Below are 15,366 nucleotides of genomic sequence, written 5' to 3' on the forward strand. Positions count from 1 at the left end.
ATGAATACCAAAAGAGCCCGTGCATGGTCAGCGGCCGGAATAGCGGCCGGCTTGACCCTAACCGGCGCAGCCTTCGCCAATTCACCCGCCGTGCATAATCCCGACGAGGGCTACCGGGACCACTACCCCGTTGTCTCGACGGATAAGGGCGACGTACAGGGTGAGGCGACGTCGATGGTCACCTCCTTCAAAGGCATCCCCTATGCCGCTCCCCCGGTCGGTGACCTGCGCTGGAAGGCCCCGGCCGACGTCGGGCCGTGGGAAGGCGCTCTCGACGCCACCCAGTTCGGCGGATCCTGCACTCAGGGCACCGGATGGGACCCGGGCTATGACCAGCCCACGCTGAACGAGGACTGCCTGTACCTCAACGTGTACCGCCCGAGCGAGCCGTCGTCGAAAAGGCTGCCGGTGTTCGTGTGGAACCACGGTGGCGGCAACGTTGCCGGCGCCGGCCGGGACACCGACCCGACCAAGTTCATCACCAAGAGCGAGGCTGTGTTCGTCACCATCAACTACCGTGTGGGAGCGATGGGCTGGCTCGACACCACCGGGCTGGAAGCCGACAACCCGGATGGTGCGGCCGGCAACTTCGGCCTCCTCGACCAGCAGGCCGCGCTGACCTGGATCCAGGAGAACATCGGGCAGTTCGGCGGTGACGCCCGGAACGTCACCCTGGCCGGCCAGTCAGCCGGAGCCTCGAATACCTGCGCACAGCTCGCCTCCCCCGGAGCCGAAGGCCTGTTCGACCAGGCGATCCTGCAAAGCGGCGGGTGCTCGGCCCGCACACCCCAGGCGGCACGCACGTCCGGTGCCCAGTTCGCGGCGGAGATCGGTTGTCCCGATCCGGCGACCGAGCTGGCCTGTCTCCGGGCGAAGTCTCCGGCCGAGGTGCTTGCCGCCCAGACGGTGGTGCGGCAGAGCGGCCCGGTTGCCGGCAACGCCGTCCTCCCGTCCGACCCGCTCGAGCTGTTGAAGTCCGGCAGGCTCACCAGGCTTCCCGTGATCGTAGGCGCAACGGCGGATGAGTCGCAGCAGAGCGTCTTCGGCGCCTACGACTACGTCGGCAACCCGATCACCGAAGAAATGCTCGCCGACCTGATCGCCACCACCTATCCGAACGATGCCGCGCAGGTGGCGGCGGCCTACCCCGCCGCCAACTACGCCTCCCCCACCGTGGCGTGGGGAGATGTGCAGAGCGATCAGCGTGCCTGCCGCGACCAGACCCTGCGGGACCGGCTGGCGGCGGACACCCGGACGTACGCCTACGAATTCGCGGAAAGGAACGGACCGGCGTTCACCTCCATCTGGCGGCTCGGCACGGATTACCCGTTCGGCGCCACCCACGTCAACGACCTTGGCTACCTGTGGGACTACCTCGGCACCGCACTGCCGTTCAGCACCGAACAGGTCCAGCTCTCGGACCAGATGATCAGCTACTGGTCCAGCTTCGCCGACAAAGGCCGGCCGGATGCGCGCTTCGCTCCGGAGTGGCCGCGCTACCGCCCGCAGGGAGAGATGCTGCAGTTCGCTGCCCCGAGCGCCCAGGTGGTCAGTCACGCGGCGATCGATGCCGAGCACGGGTGCGGGCTGTGGGACCGGGTGAGCCCGGCACCCTAGTCTCCGTCCATGACCAGCGCGGCCAGCACTGCGGCACCGCCCTGCTGCTGGCCGCCGTCGTCATGCCCCGCCTTCACCCGGGCAAGGTGCGGCCTATCCGGGTCGCGGGGCCAGCACTGCGGCATCTTCGGCCGGCATTGCGTCGCCGCTGCGGACCAGAAGCAGGGCCAACCCGGTGCAGGCAACGAAGACGGCGCCGCCTGCGGCGACCGGGAGGGCCACATCGATGGTGGCCAGTGCTCCGCCGGCAAGGGATCCGGCCATGAGGCCCAGCAGTCCCAGGGTGCGTGTTCCGGCATTGACTCTGCCGCGGAGGGTGTCCGGAACCAGCCGTTGCCGGAGGGACGTGGCGCAGATTCCCCACACCACGGCATGCAGAATGTAGACCGCCAGCAGGAACGCCGCGAGAACGGGGTGGGTTGTCAGCGCCAGCGCGAAGAGTGACAACGCGCCCGTCAGCAGGCTCGCCAGGATGGTTGTCCGGTATCCGAAGCGGGCCCGGAGCCGGCTTGCGAGGAACGAACCGGCCAGCCCGCCGACCGCGGACGCGGACAGCAGAAGTCCGTAGCCGACGTCGTCGACGCCGAGGCGTTCCCGGGCGAAGAGAACCAGAATCGAGAAAGGCAGCATGTAGCCAACGCTGGCCAGGGCCCCAACGAGGGCGAGGGCGCCGACAACCCGGTCCCGGGCGATCCAGCGCAGCCCGTCGGACGCTTCCTGCCAAAATGCCCGGCGGGGCTCCGGGCCGGCGACCGGCCGTGTCCGCGGCAGGGCAAGCGCCAGGAAACCTGCCGCAGCCCAGAGTCCGCCCATCGCAAACACCGGAGCGGTGGCGGCCAGGGCGAACAGTATGCCGCCCAGTGGCGGGCCGGTGAATTCGTCCGCGACCAGCTGGGTTGCGGAGATACGCCCGTTTGCCCGGTCGAGGTCCTGGCCGCGCACCAACGCGGGTACCAGCGAAACAGCGGCGTTATCGGCCGCGCTTTCCAGCGTTCCGAGGATGGCGTAGGCGACATACAGCAGGACCAGGCTCCCAAAACCGAAGTGGAAGCAGACGGCCAGGGAGAGTATTGAGGCGCCGCGCAACAGGTTGGCTGCGGCAAGGAGCGTACGCCGGTCCGTGCGGTCCACCCAGACGCCGACCGGCAGTGCGACGACCAATCTGACGAGCGCATAGACGGCGGCGAGGCCGGCGATAAGGCGGGGGTCGCTGGTAAGGGAGGCAGCCAACAGGGGGATCGAAACGAACGCGAGGCCATCCGCCAGATTGGAGGCGGCATTGGCACTGAGTAGCACCCGAAACGGACGGCCGATGGACATTTGACTGAGCATATAGCCTGATGCCCATGCCGACTGTCGAAATCCGCCGAGCCACCGAAAATGACGCCCGGGATCTGGCGCTGGTCCATGTCCAGGCCTGGCAATGGGCCTACCGCGGGCTGATGCCGGATGCCCTCCTCGACGGGCTGGACGCCGAGCGGAGAGCAAGGAACTGGCAGCAATTGATCCGCGAGGGGCAGGTGCCTCGACCGCATGTGGCCGTGACCGGTTCGGGCGTCGCGGGGTTCTCCCACGCCGACACCAGCGGCGACGAAGATGCCGGATCGGAGACCGGCGAGGTCACTGCCATCTACCTGCTGGAGGATTACGTCGGCACGGGAGTCGGACGCAGCTTGTGGGAGGCAGCAACCAATCAGCTGCGCGAAAGCGGGCACACTGCGTTTTCGGTCTGGGTGCTGGATTCCAATCGGCGGGGACGGAACTTCTACGAACGAATGGGCATGTCCCTGGACGGAGCAACCAAAGAACAGGTCATCGGCGGCTCCACCCTGACGGAGGTCCGCTACCGCTCTTCATTGGGCGACGCCGCGGGCGGCCTGGGCCGCAGCGTTTAGCGCACCTTCACCGGGCCTATTAACCAGCGGTGAATAAAACGGGTTACTTCTGTACATCTACTTTATAAACCGTAAACTGTTCTCATGACTGAACAAGAACGTGCCGACGCTTCGCTCCAAGCCGCCGCTGATGCGCAAAAACGCGCCCGTACTGATGGTCGCTGGTTTCCTTGGGCGTGCTTAGCTATGTTCCTGATCGTCATTCCGGGGGGAACGGTCGTGCCTTGGGGATGGCCCGATGCTCTCGTTGTCACAGCCAGCACCCTGGTCCTCATGCTCTGCGCCGTCCTGGCGATGAGCAGAATGCGGGCAGCCCCACGTGGTAGCAAGACCGCCACATATCTGGCCGTCGGTTGCTGGGCCATCCTCAGTACGGTCGTCTCAACGCTCGGCAATAATATCGAGAGCCTTGGACTGGGTTTGGTCTGCTCTGCCGTTGCTGCGACGCCGTTCCTTGTTGTGGCCGCCAAATTCTGGTCGCAAAAGGACGCATCCCGGTGACACATGCCCGCTATGAACTGGACCCACTGATTCATTCCCCCGTGCGATTCTCGATTATGGGCTACCTGCGATCCGTCGATGAATGCGAGTTTCATATCCTGCGTGACGCTGTAGAACTGTCTGACTCCAGCCTTTCCCAGAACCTCACGAGGCTTGCAGAGGCAGGGTTTGTCACCATCGAGAAGCGCCAATCAGGCCGTCGCGTAAGGACCTGGATTTCAAGCACTGGTGCCGGCAATCAGGCACTGGAACGCAATCTGGCGATCCTTCGAGATATCGCAGGAAGAACCGCCTAGTCCGTCTTCGGCTCCGCTTCCGCGGCCAGCGCGGCGAACACCACCGCAGGGTCCCGTCCCGCTTATCGATCACTCAACGGACAGCGGACGTGATGCTCGCTTCAGGCTACGAAGACGCAGAACGGATGACCGGCCGGATCGGCGTAAACGCACAACGGCTCGTTGAGGTCATCCGTACGATCGAAGCGGAGCTCTGCCCCCAACGCCAATGCCCCGGAGTGGTGATGCTCGAGTGTTTCCCGGTCAGGAACTGTTAGATCGAGGTGCAGCTGCATCGGCACATCAGGCAGCGGCCATGTTGTTCTCTTCAAATGATCGACCTGCTGAAAAGCAAGCTTGCGGTTGCCGTGTGCATCAGTGAGAACGAGCCAATCGACGTCGTCAGGCATGCCCTCGCCCACGGGCTCATCTCCTGGCCGCTACTGGAGTCAGAGCAGGTAACGGTAGAACTCCGCCAGTCCTCGCACGTCAGTAGTGTCGAGAACCGTGTGAAGCACCTGGGGAATACGCTCATGGGCTGAGACTAACGATCATCAAGGTTCCCGAGCCAGCCTCTGCCGCACCACATCAAGCTACCTGGAGTCGTTAAGGACGGTGGAACGCCAGCATGTCTGCGCGCCATGTGACGGTGAGTTGCTATGGACTCCTACCCCCTTAGGCAGAAATACGCCATCCCGAGTACGCCTCGGTAGCCCTCTTCATATGCAGCGCGCTGTTCCTCATATTGTCGACGGACCTGCCCTGCGGCGGGATGGTAGGCATCATGTGTTTCTAGCCAACGGGTAAACCTGTCGCGGTATCCGGCTTCGAAGACGTCCCACTCCTGAACGCTTGCCTGGTCGTCGTCCACCACCTCGAAACCAGCGGCGCGGATCTGCTCGCGTAACGCATCTGCTGTCAGGTACTCGTCATCACGTCCAGCCAGAGGGGCGGTAGCCGCCGGATGAGGTGTTGCTGACCAGATCGCCTCGCCGTAGACGAGCCGGCCGCCGGGGAGCACCAGGGCTCGAAGGGCGCGCAGGGCTGCGGCGTAGTCGAGCGGCTGCGCGTCCTCTACCGGCGGCCCCCAAATTTGGCTCGCGCCGATGCAGATGACAGCGTCCGCGGGGTGATCCTGAGCTTCTACCCCGGGCACCGAATCAAACGTCGCTCTGTTGAGCAGCCCACGAGTCAATGCCTGTTGCCTCGCTCGGTCGATGGATGCGGAAGCACTGTCCACTCCGCGTCCCCGTGCCTGCGGGGCGGACGTCAAAACCCGAAGTAGTAGTTCGCCCCATCCGCATCCCATGTCCAGAACCTCAGCCGGCGCCGGGTCGGACAAGAACGCCACAAGGTGAGCGGCACGTTCCTCGGAAAGCGGGGTAAGCCAGGTCAGGGACTCATATAGGGGCGGCAGGTCAAGCGAAGTGTCGTCGGTCACTCGGTGATGTTCTCACGATTCGTGGAAGCGACTGTTGGTATATCTGCTTGTCCGGCATTGGATCCCTAGACGGAACGTCTCAGGCGCGTTTTCCCTCGTTGCTTAGCGTTGCGGTGGGGACCCGGCTTACGGGCATCGCTGAGCAAGGCCAAATCTTCAAGCCATGGAAAACCCAGTCGGTCCAGAGACGCGCACCTGGAAACAGTTTCGAAATCGTGGAGTAGTGGCGCGAGAGGTAAGTTTGCGGGTTGCACTGAAATTTCTGCCAAAACAGGGATGGGCTTGGTGCTTATGAACTGGCACTCTGTAATCAGGCCGAGAATGGGGTCCGTATAGCTGGGCATTCTCGTGAAACTGCTGCTGGGAAGTATGTACACCACTCCTGCTCTGATAGCAGCCTGGCCGTTCTCCTTGCCGGCGACTGAGAGAAAAATGCGCCGCTCCGATGGGCCCCCGGCGCTGGCGCCCGGATAGAAGCAGGCATTCAAGAAACCACGGCTGGACGCTGAGCGGACGGCGTATGCGATAGCCCAGGTTGGGTCTTCGGTCGCATAGACACCTGTCCGTTTTGAGAACTCGTCGAGGCTGTAGTCGACGGGCGCCCGAGGTTCGAGAATCGAAAGGCCTGGCGTCGGTGAACCATGCAGCACAAAGTAATTCGCGCGACTAGTCGCGCAAGTTGAGTCCAAGTCATGTCTCCGCTGGTTGGGGCTGGCACGTGCCATGAGATGTCCACGACGCGAACGTTAGCAGTAAGGCACTAGACCTCACTCCTTGACCAGCTTAGTGATCAGATGATTAGATGACGTGATATCCATCACAAGCATCTAAATTTGTTGGTCCCCGAGGAGGGTGTTGCATGCACGGTTTGAGCCTGAGTGAGCGATTAACGCACGCAATAATAGAATCAATTCGAGCGGAAAATATGACTCCAGGGACTGCCCTACCTTCCGCTCGAGTCCTCGCAGAGCGTTTTGAGGTCACGATCCCCACTATCCGGGAGTCGTTGCGTTACCTGGAGGCGACGGGGGCGGTCGAAATGCGCCATGGGTCCGGAACTTACGTCGGTACGGAAATAGATCGAAGGATTATGAGGAATCCTTACTATTCGCCGGAAGATCTGGAATCCGTTGTAGAACTCCTGGATGCACGTATCGCCATCGAACCCGGAATTGCAGCCTTGGCAGCAATCCGTCGGGAAGACGCTTCTCTCGACACGTTGAATGCCGCCCTGGACCACGCTCTTTCTGCCCAGACCCCCGTATCCCCTGGACACTTTCATAAGCAATTGGCGCTGGCGTCCCACAACCGAGCGCTTCACGAAATGCTCGAAGCGCTGCTTCTTCTCCGGTCAAATGCGCAGCAAGCTGCCCGCATCCGTTACGACCGCGTACGCGATCACCAAGAGCACGTGAACATCGTCGATTCCATCAGACGAGGCGACCCCGTTGAGGCCAGTCACCGTACCGAACAACATCTGCGCAACATCAAGGACTTCGTTATAGAGGGGTGGGCGAAATAATGACGTTCTTGCCACCGACCGCGGGCTGCTCAGGTGATCGTGACGCGATCACATCGTACGGAGCGTTGACATCCCCCGAGTCGCATACCGCTCAAGGCGAAGGCCGTCTACTCCTATTGCCAGTCGGGGCAGTAGAGCAGCACGGTGATGGCCTGCCTCTAGCAACCGACGTAATCCGCGCGGAGCATGTTGCTCAGCGTGTTGCGCAAAACTTCGTTGGACGCGCGCTGGTTATGCCGGCCATACCGTACGGTGTTTCTCCACATCACGCATCTTTGCCCGGAACGGTTACACTTCCCCCGGCTTTGTTCATTCAGATAATCGAGACGATTGCTGTTTGCCTTTCTGAGTCGGGATGGACCCGAATCCTCGTAATAAATGGGCATGGTGGAAACAATGGTGCCCTGAGTGTCGTCCAGCAATCACTCCTAGCAACTCATCCGGATCTTATTTTCGCCTGGAGCCCTTTAACTTCCCTAGCCCCAAACGCCAACTCGCGTATGGGTAGAAGTGAAATCTCCGGTCATTCCGGAGAAAGCGAGACCGCCCAGATGCTGGGGATAGATCCAGGTTTAGTGGACCAAAAATCCTTGCGAGCGGGCGTCACTGCACTAGACCAATTGACAGGGCGGGCACGACTGAGCCGCGCGACTGGCCCCAATATTGCCGTCACCTTTGATAAATATGCGCCCAATGGAGTTCTTGGCGATCCCACAACTGTCACCGCTGCAGAGGGACAGGAAATTCTCGATGAGATTGTGGAGTGCCTGACCGACTATGCCGCGGCTCTACTCGCTCTCTGACGCCCCGTCATCGACCCGACCTCCTATTCACTCGCCATCCTAGGAGTATTACCATGTCAACAGCCACTCCACCAGCCACGACGACTCAGGAACGTCTTCCCTGGGTAATACGTGCTCTCAACGTAATTGAAAGAGTCGGCAACGCGTTGCCGCATCCATTTTGGCTATTCTGGATACTCGCACTTCTGCTGGCACTAACGAGCGCCATCCTTTCAGCAGCTGGAAGTGGTGCCATGGACCCAGGCACCGGTGAATGGACGCCAGTAAAGAACCTGCTGAGCGGTCCAGGGCTGGCTATGGCATTGGAAAGCGCAACTCAGGCGTATGCTGATTTTCCGCCCTTGATTACAATCATGGTGGTGATTATGGGTGTGTCTATTGCCGAACAAACGGGCATGCTGGCTACAGCTTTAAAAATCTCGGTTGCACGAGTTCCCGCGTGGCTGATCGTCTTTATGGTGGCGTTCATGGGGACAGTCGCTCACGTAGCCTCAGCCGCTGCTTACGTCATTTTGGTACCGCTTGGGGCTTTGGCCTTTAGAGCAGCTGGCCGTTCGCCTGTATTAGGAATTGTGGTGGCGTATACCGCCATCGCGTCCGGCTACGACGCCAGTCCAATACCGACACCGAACGATGCAATTTTTGCTGGAATCACCACCGCCGCAGCGCAAATTATCGACCCGACCATCGTAGTGACCCCAATAGGCAATTGGTACTTTAATATTGCAAGCTCATTCCTGTTGGCTTTGGTGATCACGGTCGTTACCGAGACAGTCCTTGCTCGTCGGACGAATTTGGAGGCCGACGAGGATGCCGAGTACGACAACCTTGTTATTACCACCCACGAGCGCGTTGCCCTGCGATGGGCCATGCTCGCTCTCGCACTGGCGATAATCGCACTTATTATGCTCACCGCGTTGCCCGGGGCGCCGCTCGGCAACGCAGAAGACTTTGGCGATTCCCCCTTCCTGAATGGTATAGCTTTCATCATCGCCTTACTCTTCGGCTTGGGCGGTATTGTTTATGGCTATCGGACAGGAGCAATAAAGGAAGCAGCAGATGTCCCCACGATGATGGGTAAGGGCCTGGCGTCTTTCGCACCGGTCTTAGTTCTATTTTTCGCTATCGCGCAATTTCTCGCTTATTTCAAATGGACGAACATAGGAACACTGATTTCAGTGAGTTCCTCGGAGTCGCTCCGGGACATTGGTGCACCGATCTGGGTGATCTTCCTCATCGTGCTCGTTTTGCTTTCACTAACGAACATCATGATCACAAGCGGTTCAGCCATGTGGTCAATTACCGCCCCTGTTGTTGTTCCGATGCTAATGCTTTTGGACGTACCCGCTGAGACGTCTCAAGCTCTCTTCAGGATTGCCGACTCGGGGTCAACCTCAATTACTCCTATGAGCCCATATTTCATCATGGCATTGGGCTTCATGCAGCGCTACCAAAAAAGTGCAGGTATAGGAACCCTTGCCTCACACACGCTCCCACTAGCTATATGCATGACCGTGTGTTGGACGGGCTTGTTCTTCCTCTGGTGGTCGCTTGGAATCCCACTAGGCCCAGGCGCCCCGGTCCGTTGAGCCAACTCACGAAAACCAAGATGGCCAACTTAATGAAGGATATGGGGGCGAGTGCTCGGCGGGTCTATTCAATCCGCTCATACTCTATTGAACCCGGCTGCTGGCGGCCCTTCGAGTACTGAGACGGGAACTTAATTAAACGGGACATAGGGAAGACCTCTTAGGTTGGTGGTTACGCAACACATCGAACCTAAGAGGTCTTCACATCTCGCCTGCCTGAGCCCAGCCGGATGAATGGTCCTGGTCCAGCGCGTCATATCCGGTCAGCCCGTCGCCCACGTGGCGAATGAAATGGTCCCGGCCCACCGCCTACCGCTGGGTGAATAGTTTTCCTGGAGGCGCAGCGCTCGATTTATCCAATCCGCAACATTGAGCACGTTGGCCACAATAGATTTCCTAGGCACATGAGTGCCCCGAACGCCGCCAGCAAGCCGGTCCCTCACCGTGCACTTATGCACTCCGGCAAAACCTTGTTTATCCATTGACACCCCGATGTACGTAAGACCTGTACGGTGATTTGCGCGGAGAGGACACCTTATCTGCAACACTATCGGGGTGAAGATTGGATATGCACGCGTCTCACCCTACGAACAAGACCTCACCGCTCAGCGGGACGGCTTCGCGGTCCTCGGAGTTGCCCCCCCCCCCCGAGAACATCTATGTCGATCACGGACTCACCGGGTTCAAACCGCACGCGGCCAGGATTGCGTGAGGCCATGGCTGCCGTCTGATCCAGGGACACTCTGGTTGTTACCAAACTCGACCGCCTCGCGCGTTCCCTTCCTGACGCTCGCGACATCGCCGACGAGATCACACGCAAGGGCGTATCACTGAGCCTGGGTACCAGCGTCTACGACCCCACGGATCCCGTCTGGCGCCTTCTCTTCAACGTCCTCGGCATGGTCGCTGAATTCGAGGCCGATCTCATTCGTATGAGTACCAGCGAGGGCATGACAGTGGCCAAAGCCACGGGGTAAAACGCCGAAGTTATCTGCTTCGGAGCGCCGGCACTTGCTTGAACTCCGCGAGAAAGGTGCGCACACCAAGGCCGAACTCGCTGAACTATTCTCAGTCTCTCGAACGAGAGATCTACCGCGAAGTGCAGTGACGAGCAATCGCGGCCATGCCGCAGCCCCGTCAATAAAATTGGTTAAACCGCGGTGCGTTGACCGGTTGAGACCACCATGGTCTTTGAGTAGAAAAACGCACCCGAGGCGACAGTACGAATTGAGCAACGGGGCCCGGATTTGGTTCTACGTCATGACCGGTTAGTGGTCCCTGCTGACGTCCATACTCACCACTCGAACAGCACGAAACAATCCCCTATAGGTTTGCGTCCGCTAGCGTATGGCCGCCCGAATGCCGCAGCGCAGAGGGATCGCCCTACGAACGCCGTCGGTGGCCACGTCGCCAGTTAGTCTGATGCTCATGATGCCAAGTGCTGACCTCGATTCCTACGCAAAAAAGATGCGCCAGTTAGTGGATCAAGGAATGGACCTCGAGGTCGATGCACGGTTTATAGACATGCTGGCCCCCCGCAACAGCCGGATTCTCGACATTGGGTGTGGCATCGGCTCGGCAGTTAGTGCGCTGCGTCGAAGTGGGCATCAGGCGTACGGCATTGATCCGACTCGTGCCGTTTTGGATGTCGCCGCTGACATCTTCGATAGGGGTTGGTATCGACGGCTGCCTGTGGAGGAACTATCGGATGAACGCTTGTGTCATGAGGGTCTTCCTGACAGATACGAGGTCATCTTGATGTCGGGAAACGTGCCGGCATTCCTTTCTAACGAGGCTTTGCAGGAGGCTTTCAGGAGCGTTTGTGGGTTCTTGGTTGATGGTGGTCTGTTTGTGGTTGGTACGACCGTTGAGGCAAGGGGCGGCCCGAAGACCCAGGATGCTGCGGCCGGTTTCGCAGGGCTACCGTTATTGAATCGATTCTCGGATTGGCACCTCGGCGCTTTCGATAAGGACTCAGGCTGGTCGGTGAGCGTCTATGCCAAACCTGGTGCACTGAACACTGGTACCGGTCCAGACGGAATATTCATTTTGAAGCGCTGATATGTAGACAGGCCAAGTGGGCAGGGGTGTCAGACCCTTCGATGCCAGTCGGTGACTTCCGGGTGCGCCGTGAATCCTGCCGCCAGATAGGTGGCGAGGGCTCCCGCGTTGGAGGTCTCCGCGCAGACAATGGCGCTCGAGGACTCCATTTGCTTCAGGGCGTCCACTGCCGCATGTGTCATGACTGTGCCGTATCCGCGGCCCCGGTGTTCCGGATGTACTGCTAGTGGTTCGATTAATCCAGGACGCCCTCCGCCAGCGGACCACACCGCGGCGACAGCGACGACGTGACCGTCACGGCATCGCAGGGACAGTATGCGCGCGACGTCGAGAAAGGGGCTTTCGGTAGCCAGGCGCCATCCATCTACGAAATGTTGGATGCGCTCGTCAGGTATCGGGGTACCTCGGAAGGCCGACCAGTGAACAGCCACCCACTCAGCGGTGTTCTCTGGTTCGACGGTCTCAATTCGGAAGCCCGAGGCCTTAGGAGAGGCTGCCATATCGTGGTGCAGCGGTGTCCACGGATCGTCGGGCGACCAGTCGTTCTGTGCAAGCTGCTCGATCAAAGCATCCGCACCGCGCGCCTCGATGGTTGCTGCTCCTGCGCTGAGGATTCCGGCCAGCGGGTTGCTGACGTCAACAACGATGCGAAGGGCAAGGCTGGTATCTCGGCGCCGCGTCGGATCGATGGCGAACCGCAACAGGTCGGGACCGTCGAGAAGGGCAATAGCAAGGATCGTGTCACCCTGCGACCACACGCGCGTCGCAGCCGCCGTGGCGGCGGGCCCCCGTAGGGAGAACCAGCCTAGATCGCCTGGGTGTAGATGCAGCGGTCCCCCGTCCTGCTGCCAGTCCCCCAAAACGCTGCAGATCTCGCCGAGCTCGTCTACACCTGGTGTGCGCAGGACAACGTCCATGACCCCCGTCTTCCTTCTCCAAAATGCTCCAGGCGAAACCGGGAACGCGTTCCGCGACGATTAGAGCCGAATCTACCAATCACCCATGTCTAGAGAGCACCATGCTCCGCGTTACGCTCATGCGATGGATTCATCAACGTATCTCCGTGATCTCTTCGGCCTGCATGGGCGCGTGGCACTCGTGACGGGAGGAAGTTCGGGTATCGGCAAAGCGATCGCACTCGCACTCAGCGCAGCGGGCGCACACGTCCTCATCGCGGCCCGGACCGCAGCGGCGATCGACGCGGCAGTAGAGGAAATACGCGAGGCAGGAGGGTCCGCAGACGGAGTCGTCGTGGACCTCGCAACCCGCCAGGGAGCACACGCTCTTGCCGATGCTGCCGGCGACGTCGACATCCTGGTTAACTCAGCTGGCATCAATCTTCGCCCGCTGATGCCCGAGCTCGACGAGGCCACCTGGGATGAGACCATGCGAGTCAACCTCGAGGCGCCATTCATCCTCGGTCAGCGCCTCGCGCCCGGAATGGCCGAACGCGGTTTCGGCCGGATCATTCACATCAGCTCTCAGCAGGCACATCGGGCGTTCGCGTCAAGTGGTGCCTACGGGGTATCAAAAGCAGCCATCGAGGCCCTGGCCCGGTCCCAATCCGAGGCCTGGGCACCGTACGGTGTCACCGCAAACGTATTGGTGCCAGGCTTCGTGGAAACCCCCTTGAATAAGCGGCTCAGCTCGGACCCAGCTGCCGTCCAAGCTCTGGCCAGGCGCACACTCGTCGGGCGAAACGGCCTGCCCGAGGACTTCGCAGGCGCGGCTGTGTTCCTTGCCAGCGCTGCGTCGGCTTACGTCGCCGGGCAGTTGATCACCGTTGATGGAGGATTTTCGGTCCACTAATGCTTTCAAAGTGGAACGACTAGCTGGCGGACTCGTAGGGCTCGCACCGCCCGCCCGCCAAGCAACGGCGGACCCGGGGTCCGATCACCCCGGGTCCTGGAACCATTCCTGGCTGGCAACGGTTCCCTTGATGTTCAGGGTGCGGAGTCCACGACGGAAGTCTGCACGGAAGTCCAGGATGAGACGGTCCCTGCGGGTGAGCCGGAGAAGTCCTTCAGCAGTACGTCCTGCTCCCCGATCACCAGCCCGGTGGCGGGATCAATGATGATGTCATCCCTTGACGTTCCCTCCGGAGAAGCGAGGCCGATCGCAATTCCTGTCCGGCCGTCGACTGTTGCCTGCCGGTCCCCCACGACGACGCCGGGGATGAGGGCGGCAGCCTTGTACATGGCGGCGCGCAGGTCGGCCGGAACGGCTCCGGTGCGCAAACCATCCGCGATGGTTACGAAAGCCGCCCTTTCCGGCGTCTTATTGGCGCCCTTCGTCCGTTCATAGATGAGGTCCAGCAAGGCCTGCGGATCCCGGGGCAGACTTCCTGCGTCCTGAAGGGACGTGCCGATAATGACCATCGGCGCGGTCCCGTAGAAGGCTCCGCCCGGAGCACGCTGAATTCCGACCGTCGGGTTCGGGAGGCCGCCCTTCCCCTTCTGCAACAACTTCGCGGTTTCAGCGGCCGCAGCCTTGGCGGCGTCCGAGGAGGACTCAAGGGGGATCCGCTCGCCGCGGTCCCATACCCATTCCGCCTCCTTGTCCGCCGGTATGTACAGCTGATCGCTAACCGTTTCCTGCCAGGAAATGTCGCTGCCGTCGGCGGCCTGCATGCCGCCATAGGTAAGGGCCTTCGTTTCGATTTTCAGGTACTGCCCGGGTCCAACCAGCGGGTCGGATGTGCGGATCGTTGCCTCCGCCGCATCGTTCAGGACCTCGGCCGCCTCGGCGGTTGCTCCCGGGCCATTCGGCCGCACGACGTCGGCAATCACGATGCCGCCTACGAGCAAGGCGGCAGCCGCCGAGGCCAGCACCAGGCGGCGTCGGACGCGCGGTCGGCTGCCCCTGGATGTGGTGTGCGGCGGAATGCGGCTTGCGAGGCGGGTTACCGTCGTGCCTTCTGCGCGGGCATCTGCGCTCATGACTGAGAGGGATCTGGCCCGGCTCGTGGCCACCTCGGCCTCGCTGACGGAGTGCCCGGGATCGACCGATTGAAGCAGACGTTCGATGCCGCCCGGCATGCTGGTTTTACTCATCTTTCTGCTCCCTCTGGCTGCGTTTCCGGTTCAAGTAGGTGACTCAGCGCCTTGCGGGCCCGGTGCAGACGCATCCTGACCGCGGTGGCGCTGGTGTTAAGCAGGTCCGAAACCTCGGTGGAGCTGAAGCCGTCCCAATAGGTCAGCAGCAGTACTTCACGATCGTCGGGGCGAAGCCGGCTCAGCGCCTCATGGATGGACGATTCATCACGGCAGCGCTCTTGGTCCCGTTCGAGTTGCAGAGCCCCGAGGAGGCTGGAGGACCGAAGCGCCGACCGGTCGTGGTTGCGGAGCACGTTTTTCGCGATCCCGAAAACGACCATCACCGAAGGGCTTTCGTTCTGGCTCGTTTTTTCCCACGTAATCCGGAAGACTTCGGCACACAGGTCTTCTGCGGTTGCGGCATTATCTGTTCGACGGCGGAAATACCGGTAAATGCGGTCATGACAGGCGGCATGCGTGGCCAGGAAGCGTTTCTCCCTTTCCAAGACCACTTGTTCCTTCCGGACGGTTTGTAAGCTCATGCCCTGTTAATGTCCGGCAGCCTCAAAAGTGTAACTAACCGGCCCAGATATCGATTGTCAGGAAATCGACCGCGTGTCCCGTGGG

General features: G+C 60.9%; 15 protein-coding genes and 2 pseudogenes. 11 read left to right on the forward strand and 6 right to left on the reverse strand.

From position 1 onward, the window contains the following. Nucleotides 1-51: 51 nt before the first annotated feature. A complete protein-coding gene (locus LOC60_RS07995) occupies nucleotides 52-1,617 on the forward strand; it encodes a carboxylesterase/lipase family protein (protein WP_230024262.1) in 1,566 nt (521 codons plus the stop codon). A 93-nt stretch (nucleotides 1,618-1,710) separates the two neighbouring features. Here LOC60_RS07995 and LOC60_RS08000 read toward each other — a convergent pair whose 3' ends face one another. Then, a complete protein-coding gene (locus LOC60_RS08000; protein WP_230024264.1) occupies nucleotides 1,711-2,937 on the reverse strand; it encodes an MFS transporter in 1,227 nt (408 codons plus the stop codon). 26 nt (nucleotides 2,938-2,963) lie between these two features. Between LOC60_RS08000 and LOC60_RS08005 the strand changes: the two genes are divergently transcribed. The 3 genes from LOC60_RS08005 to LOC60_RS08015 all read left to right on the forward strand — a co-directional run bounded on the left by LOC60_RS08005 (nucleotide 2,964) and on the right by LOC60_RS08015 (nucleotide 4,309). After that, nucleotides 2,964-3,512 (forward strand): GNAT family N-acetyltransferase, encoded by a 549-nt coding sequence (locus tag LOC60_RS08005; RefSeq protein WP_230024265.1) that lies wholly within the window; start codon nucleotides 2,964-2,966, stop codon nucleotides 3,510-3,512. An 84-nt stretch (nucleotides 3,513-3,596) separates the two neighbouring features. Next, the gene (locus tag LOC60_RS08010; RefSeq protein ID WP_230024267.1) at nucleotides 3,597-4,013 is read left to right on the forward strand and encodes a hypothetical protein; all 417 of its coding nucleotides are present in this window, start codon (nucleotides 3,597-3,599) and stop codon (nucleotides 4,011-4,013) included. Then, on the forward strand, nucleotides 4,010-4,309 hold the full coding sequence (locus LOC60_RS08015) for a transcriptional regulator (protein WP_230024269.1): 300 nt from the start codon (nucleotides 4,010-4,012) through the stop codon (nucleotides 4,307-4,309). Before LOC60_RS08010 ends, LOC60_RS08015 begins: the two co-directional genes overlap by 4 nt. A 101-nt stretch (nucleotides 4,310-4,410) precedes the next feature. Here LOC60_RS08015 and LOC60_RS08020 read toward each other — a convergent pair whose 3' ends face one another. Both LOC60_RS08020 and LOC60_RS08025 read right to left on the reverse strand, forming a co-directional pair. Beyond that, nucleotides 4,411-4,698, reverse strand: coding sequence for a VOC family protein (locus LOC60_RS08020; RefSeq protein ID WP_442860400.1), 288 nt, complete (start codon nucleotides 4,696-4,698; stop codon nucleotides 4,411-4,413). Between the two features lie 257 nt (nucleotides 4,699-4,955). Then, nucleotides 4,956-5,729, reverse strand: coding sequence for an SAM-dependent methyltransferase (locus tag LOC60_RS08025; protein ID WP_230024271.1), 774 nt, complete (start codon nucleotides 5,727-5,729; stop codon nucleotides 4,956-4,958). Nucleotides 5,730-6,588: 859 nt separating this feature from the next. Between LOC60_RS08025 and LOC60_RS16400 the strand changes: the two are divergent. From LOC60_RS16400 to LOC60_RS08050, 6 genes and pseudogenes are all read left to right on the forward strand, one after another. Beyond that, a pseudogene (locus LOC60_RS16400) lies at nucleotides 6,589-6,783 on the forward strand (GntR family transcriptional regulator); the annotation flags it as partial. 36 nt (nucleotides 6,784-6,819) lie between these two features. Next, nucleotides 6,820-7,251 (forward strand): FadR/GntR family transcriptional regulator, encoded by a 432-nt coding sequence (locus tag LOC60_RS08030; protein ID WP_230024273.1) that lies wholly within the window; start codon nucleotides 6,820-6,822, stop codon nucleotides 7,249-7,251. Then, nucleotides 7,251-8,054: a creatininase family protein gene (locus tag LOC60_RS08035; protein WP_230024275.1), complete on the forward strand. Its 804-nt coding sequence runs from the start codon at nucleotides 7,251-7,253 to the stop codon at nucleotides 8,052-8,054. The genes LOC60_RS08030 and LOC60_RS08035 overlap by 1 nt, the downstream gene beginning before the upstream one ends. A gap of 53 nt (nucleotides 8,055-8,107) precedes the next feature. Continuing rightward, nucleotides 8,108-9,643, forward strand: a complete 1,536-nt coding sequence (locus LOC60_RS08040; RefSeq protein WP_230024277.1) for an AbgT family transporter — start codon at nucleotides 8,108-8,110, stop codon at nucleotides 9,641-9,643. Nucleotides 9,644-10,198: 555 nt separating this feature from the next. After that, a pseudogene (locus tag LOC60_RS08045) lies at nucleotides 10,199-10,744 on the forward strand (recombinase family protein); the annotation flags it as partial. A 327-nt stretch (nucleotides 10,745-11,071) separates the two neighbouring features. Next, on the forward strand, nucleotides 11,072-11,704 hold the full coding sequence (locus LOC60_RS08050) for a class I SAM-dependent methyltransferase (RefSeq protein WP_230024279.1): 633 nt from the start codon (nucleotides 11,072-11,074) through the stop codon (nucleotides 11,702-11,704). Nucleotides 11,705-11,733: 29 nt separating this feature from the next. Here the strand turns inward: LOC60_RS08050 and LOC60_RS08055 are convergent, their stop codons facing one another. Continuing rightward, nucleotides 11,734-12,621 (reverse strand): GNAT family N-acetyltransferase, encoded by an 888-nt coding sequence (locus LOC60_RS08055; RefSeq protein ID WP_230024281.1) that lies wholly within the window; start codon nucleotides 12,619-12,621, stop codon nucleotides 11,734-11,736. Nucleotides 12,622-12,745: 124 nt separating this feature from the next. Between LOC60_RS08055 and LOC60_RS08060 the strand changes: the two genes are divergently transcribed. Next, nucleotides 12,746-13,513, forward strand: coding sequence for an SDR family NAD(P)-dependent oxidoreductase (locus LOC60_RS08060; protein WP_230024283.1), 768 nt, complete (start codon nucleotides 12,746-12,748; stop codon nucleotides 13,511-13,513). A gap of 134 nt (nucleotides 13,514-13,647) precedes the next feature. Here the strand turns inward: LOC60_RS08060 and LOC60_RS08065 are convergent, their stop codons facing one another. Both LOC60_RS08065 and LOC60_RS08070 read right to left on the reverse strand, forming a co-directional pair. Next, nucleotides 13,648-14,757, reverse strand: coding sequence for a CU044_5270 family protein (locus LOC60_RS08065; protein ID WP_230024285.1), 1,110 nt, complete (start codon nucleotides 14,755-14,757; stop codon nucleotides 13,648-13,650). Further along, a complete protein-coding gene (locus tag LOC60_RS08070; protein ID WP_230024287.1) occupies nucleotides 14,754-15,281 on the reverse strand; it encodes an RNA polymerase sigma factor in 528 nt (175 codons plus the stop codon). Before LOC60_RS08070 ends, LOC60_RS08065 begins: the two co-directional genes overlap by 4 nt. Between the last annotated feature and the right edge of the window lie 85 nt (nucleotides 15,282-15,366).

It is taken from the genome of Arthrobacter sp. zg-Y769 (genome assembly GCF_020907405.1).
In the GTDB taxonomy this organism is placed as follows: Bacteria; Actinomycetota; Actinomycetes; order Actinomycetales; family Micrococcaceae; genus Arthrobacter_B.

Coding starts and splice junctions, on each gene's coding strand:
- LOC60_RS08000 (WP_230024264.1), bottom strand. CDS start 2,937: ATGTCCATCGGCCGTCCGTTTCGGGTGCTACTCAGTGCCAATGCCGCC.
- LOC60_RS08005 (WP_230024265.1), top strand. CDS start 2,964: ATGCCGACTGTCGAAATCCGCCGAGCCACCGAAAATGACGCCCGGGAT.
- LOC60_RS08010 (WP_230024267.1), top strand. CDS start 3,597: ATGACTGAACAAGAACGTGCCGACGCTTCGCTCCAAGCCGCCGCTGAT.
- LOC60_RS08020 (WP_442860400.1), bottom strand. CDS start 4,698: ATGCCTGACGACGTCGATTGGCTCGTTCTCACTGATGCACACGGCAAC.
- LOC60_RS08030 (WP_230024273.1), top strand. CDS start 6,820: ATGAGGAATCCTTACTATTCGCCGGAAGATCTGGAATCCGTTGTAGAA.
- LOC60_RS08035 (WP_230024275.1), top strand. CDS start 7,251: ATGACGTTCTTGCCACCGACCGCGGGCTGCTCAGGTGATCGTGACGCG.
- LOC60_RS08040 (WP_230024277.1), top strand. CDS start 8,108: ATGTCAACAGCCACTCCACCAGCCACGACGACTCAGGAACGTCTTCCC.
- LOC60_RS08050 (WP_230024279.1), top strand. CDS start 11,072: ATGATGCCAAGTGCTGACCTCGATTCCTACGCAAAAAAGATGCGCCAG.
- LOC60_RS08055 (WP_230024281.1), bottom strand. CDS start 12,621: ATGGACGTTGTCCTGCGCACACCAGGTGTAGACGAGCTCGGCGAGATC.
- LOC60_RS08060 (WP_230024283.1), top strand. CDS start 12,746: ATGGATTCATCAACGTATCTCCGTGATCTCTTCGGCCTGCATGGGCGC.
- LOC60_RS08065 (WP_230024285.1), bottom strand. CDS start 14,757: ATGAGTAAAACCAGCATGCCGGGCGGCATCGAACGTCTGCTTCAATCG.
- LOC60_RS08070 (WP_230024287.1), bottom strand. CDS start 15,281: ATGAGCTTACAAACCGTCCGGAAGGAACAAGTGGTCTTGGAAAGGGAG.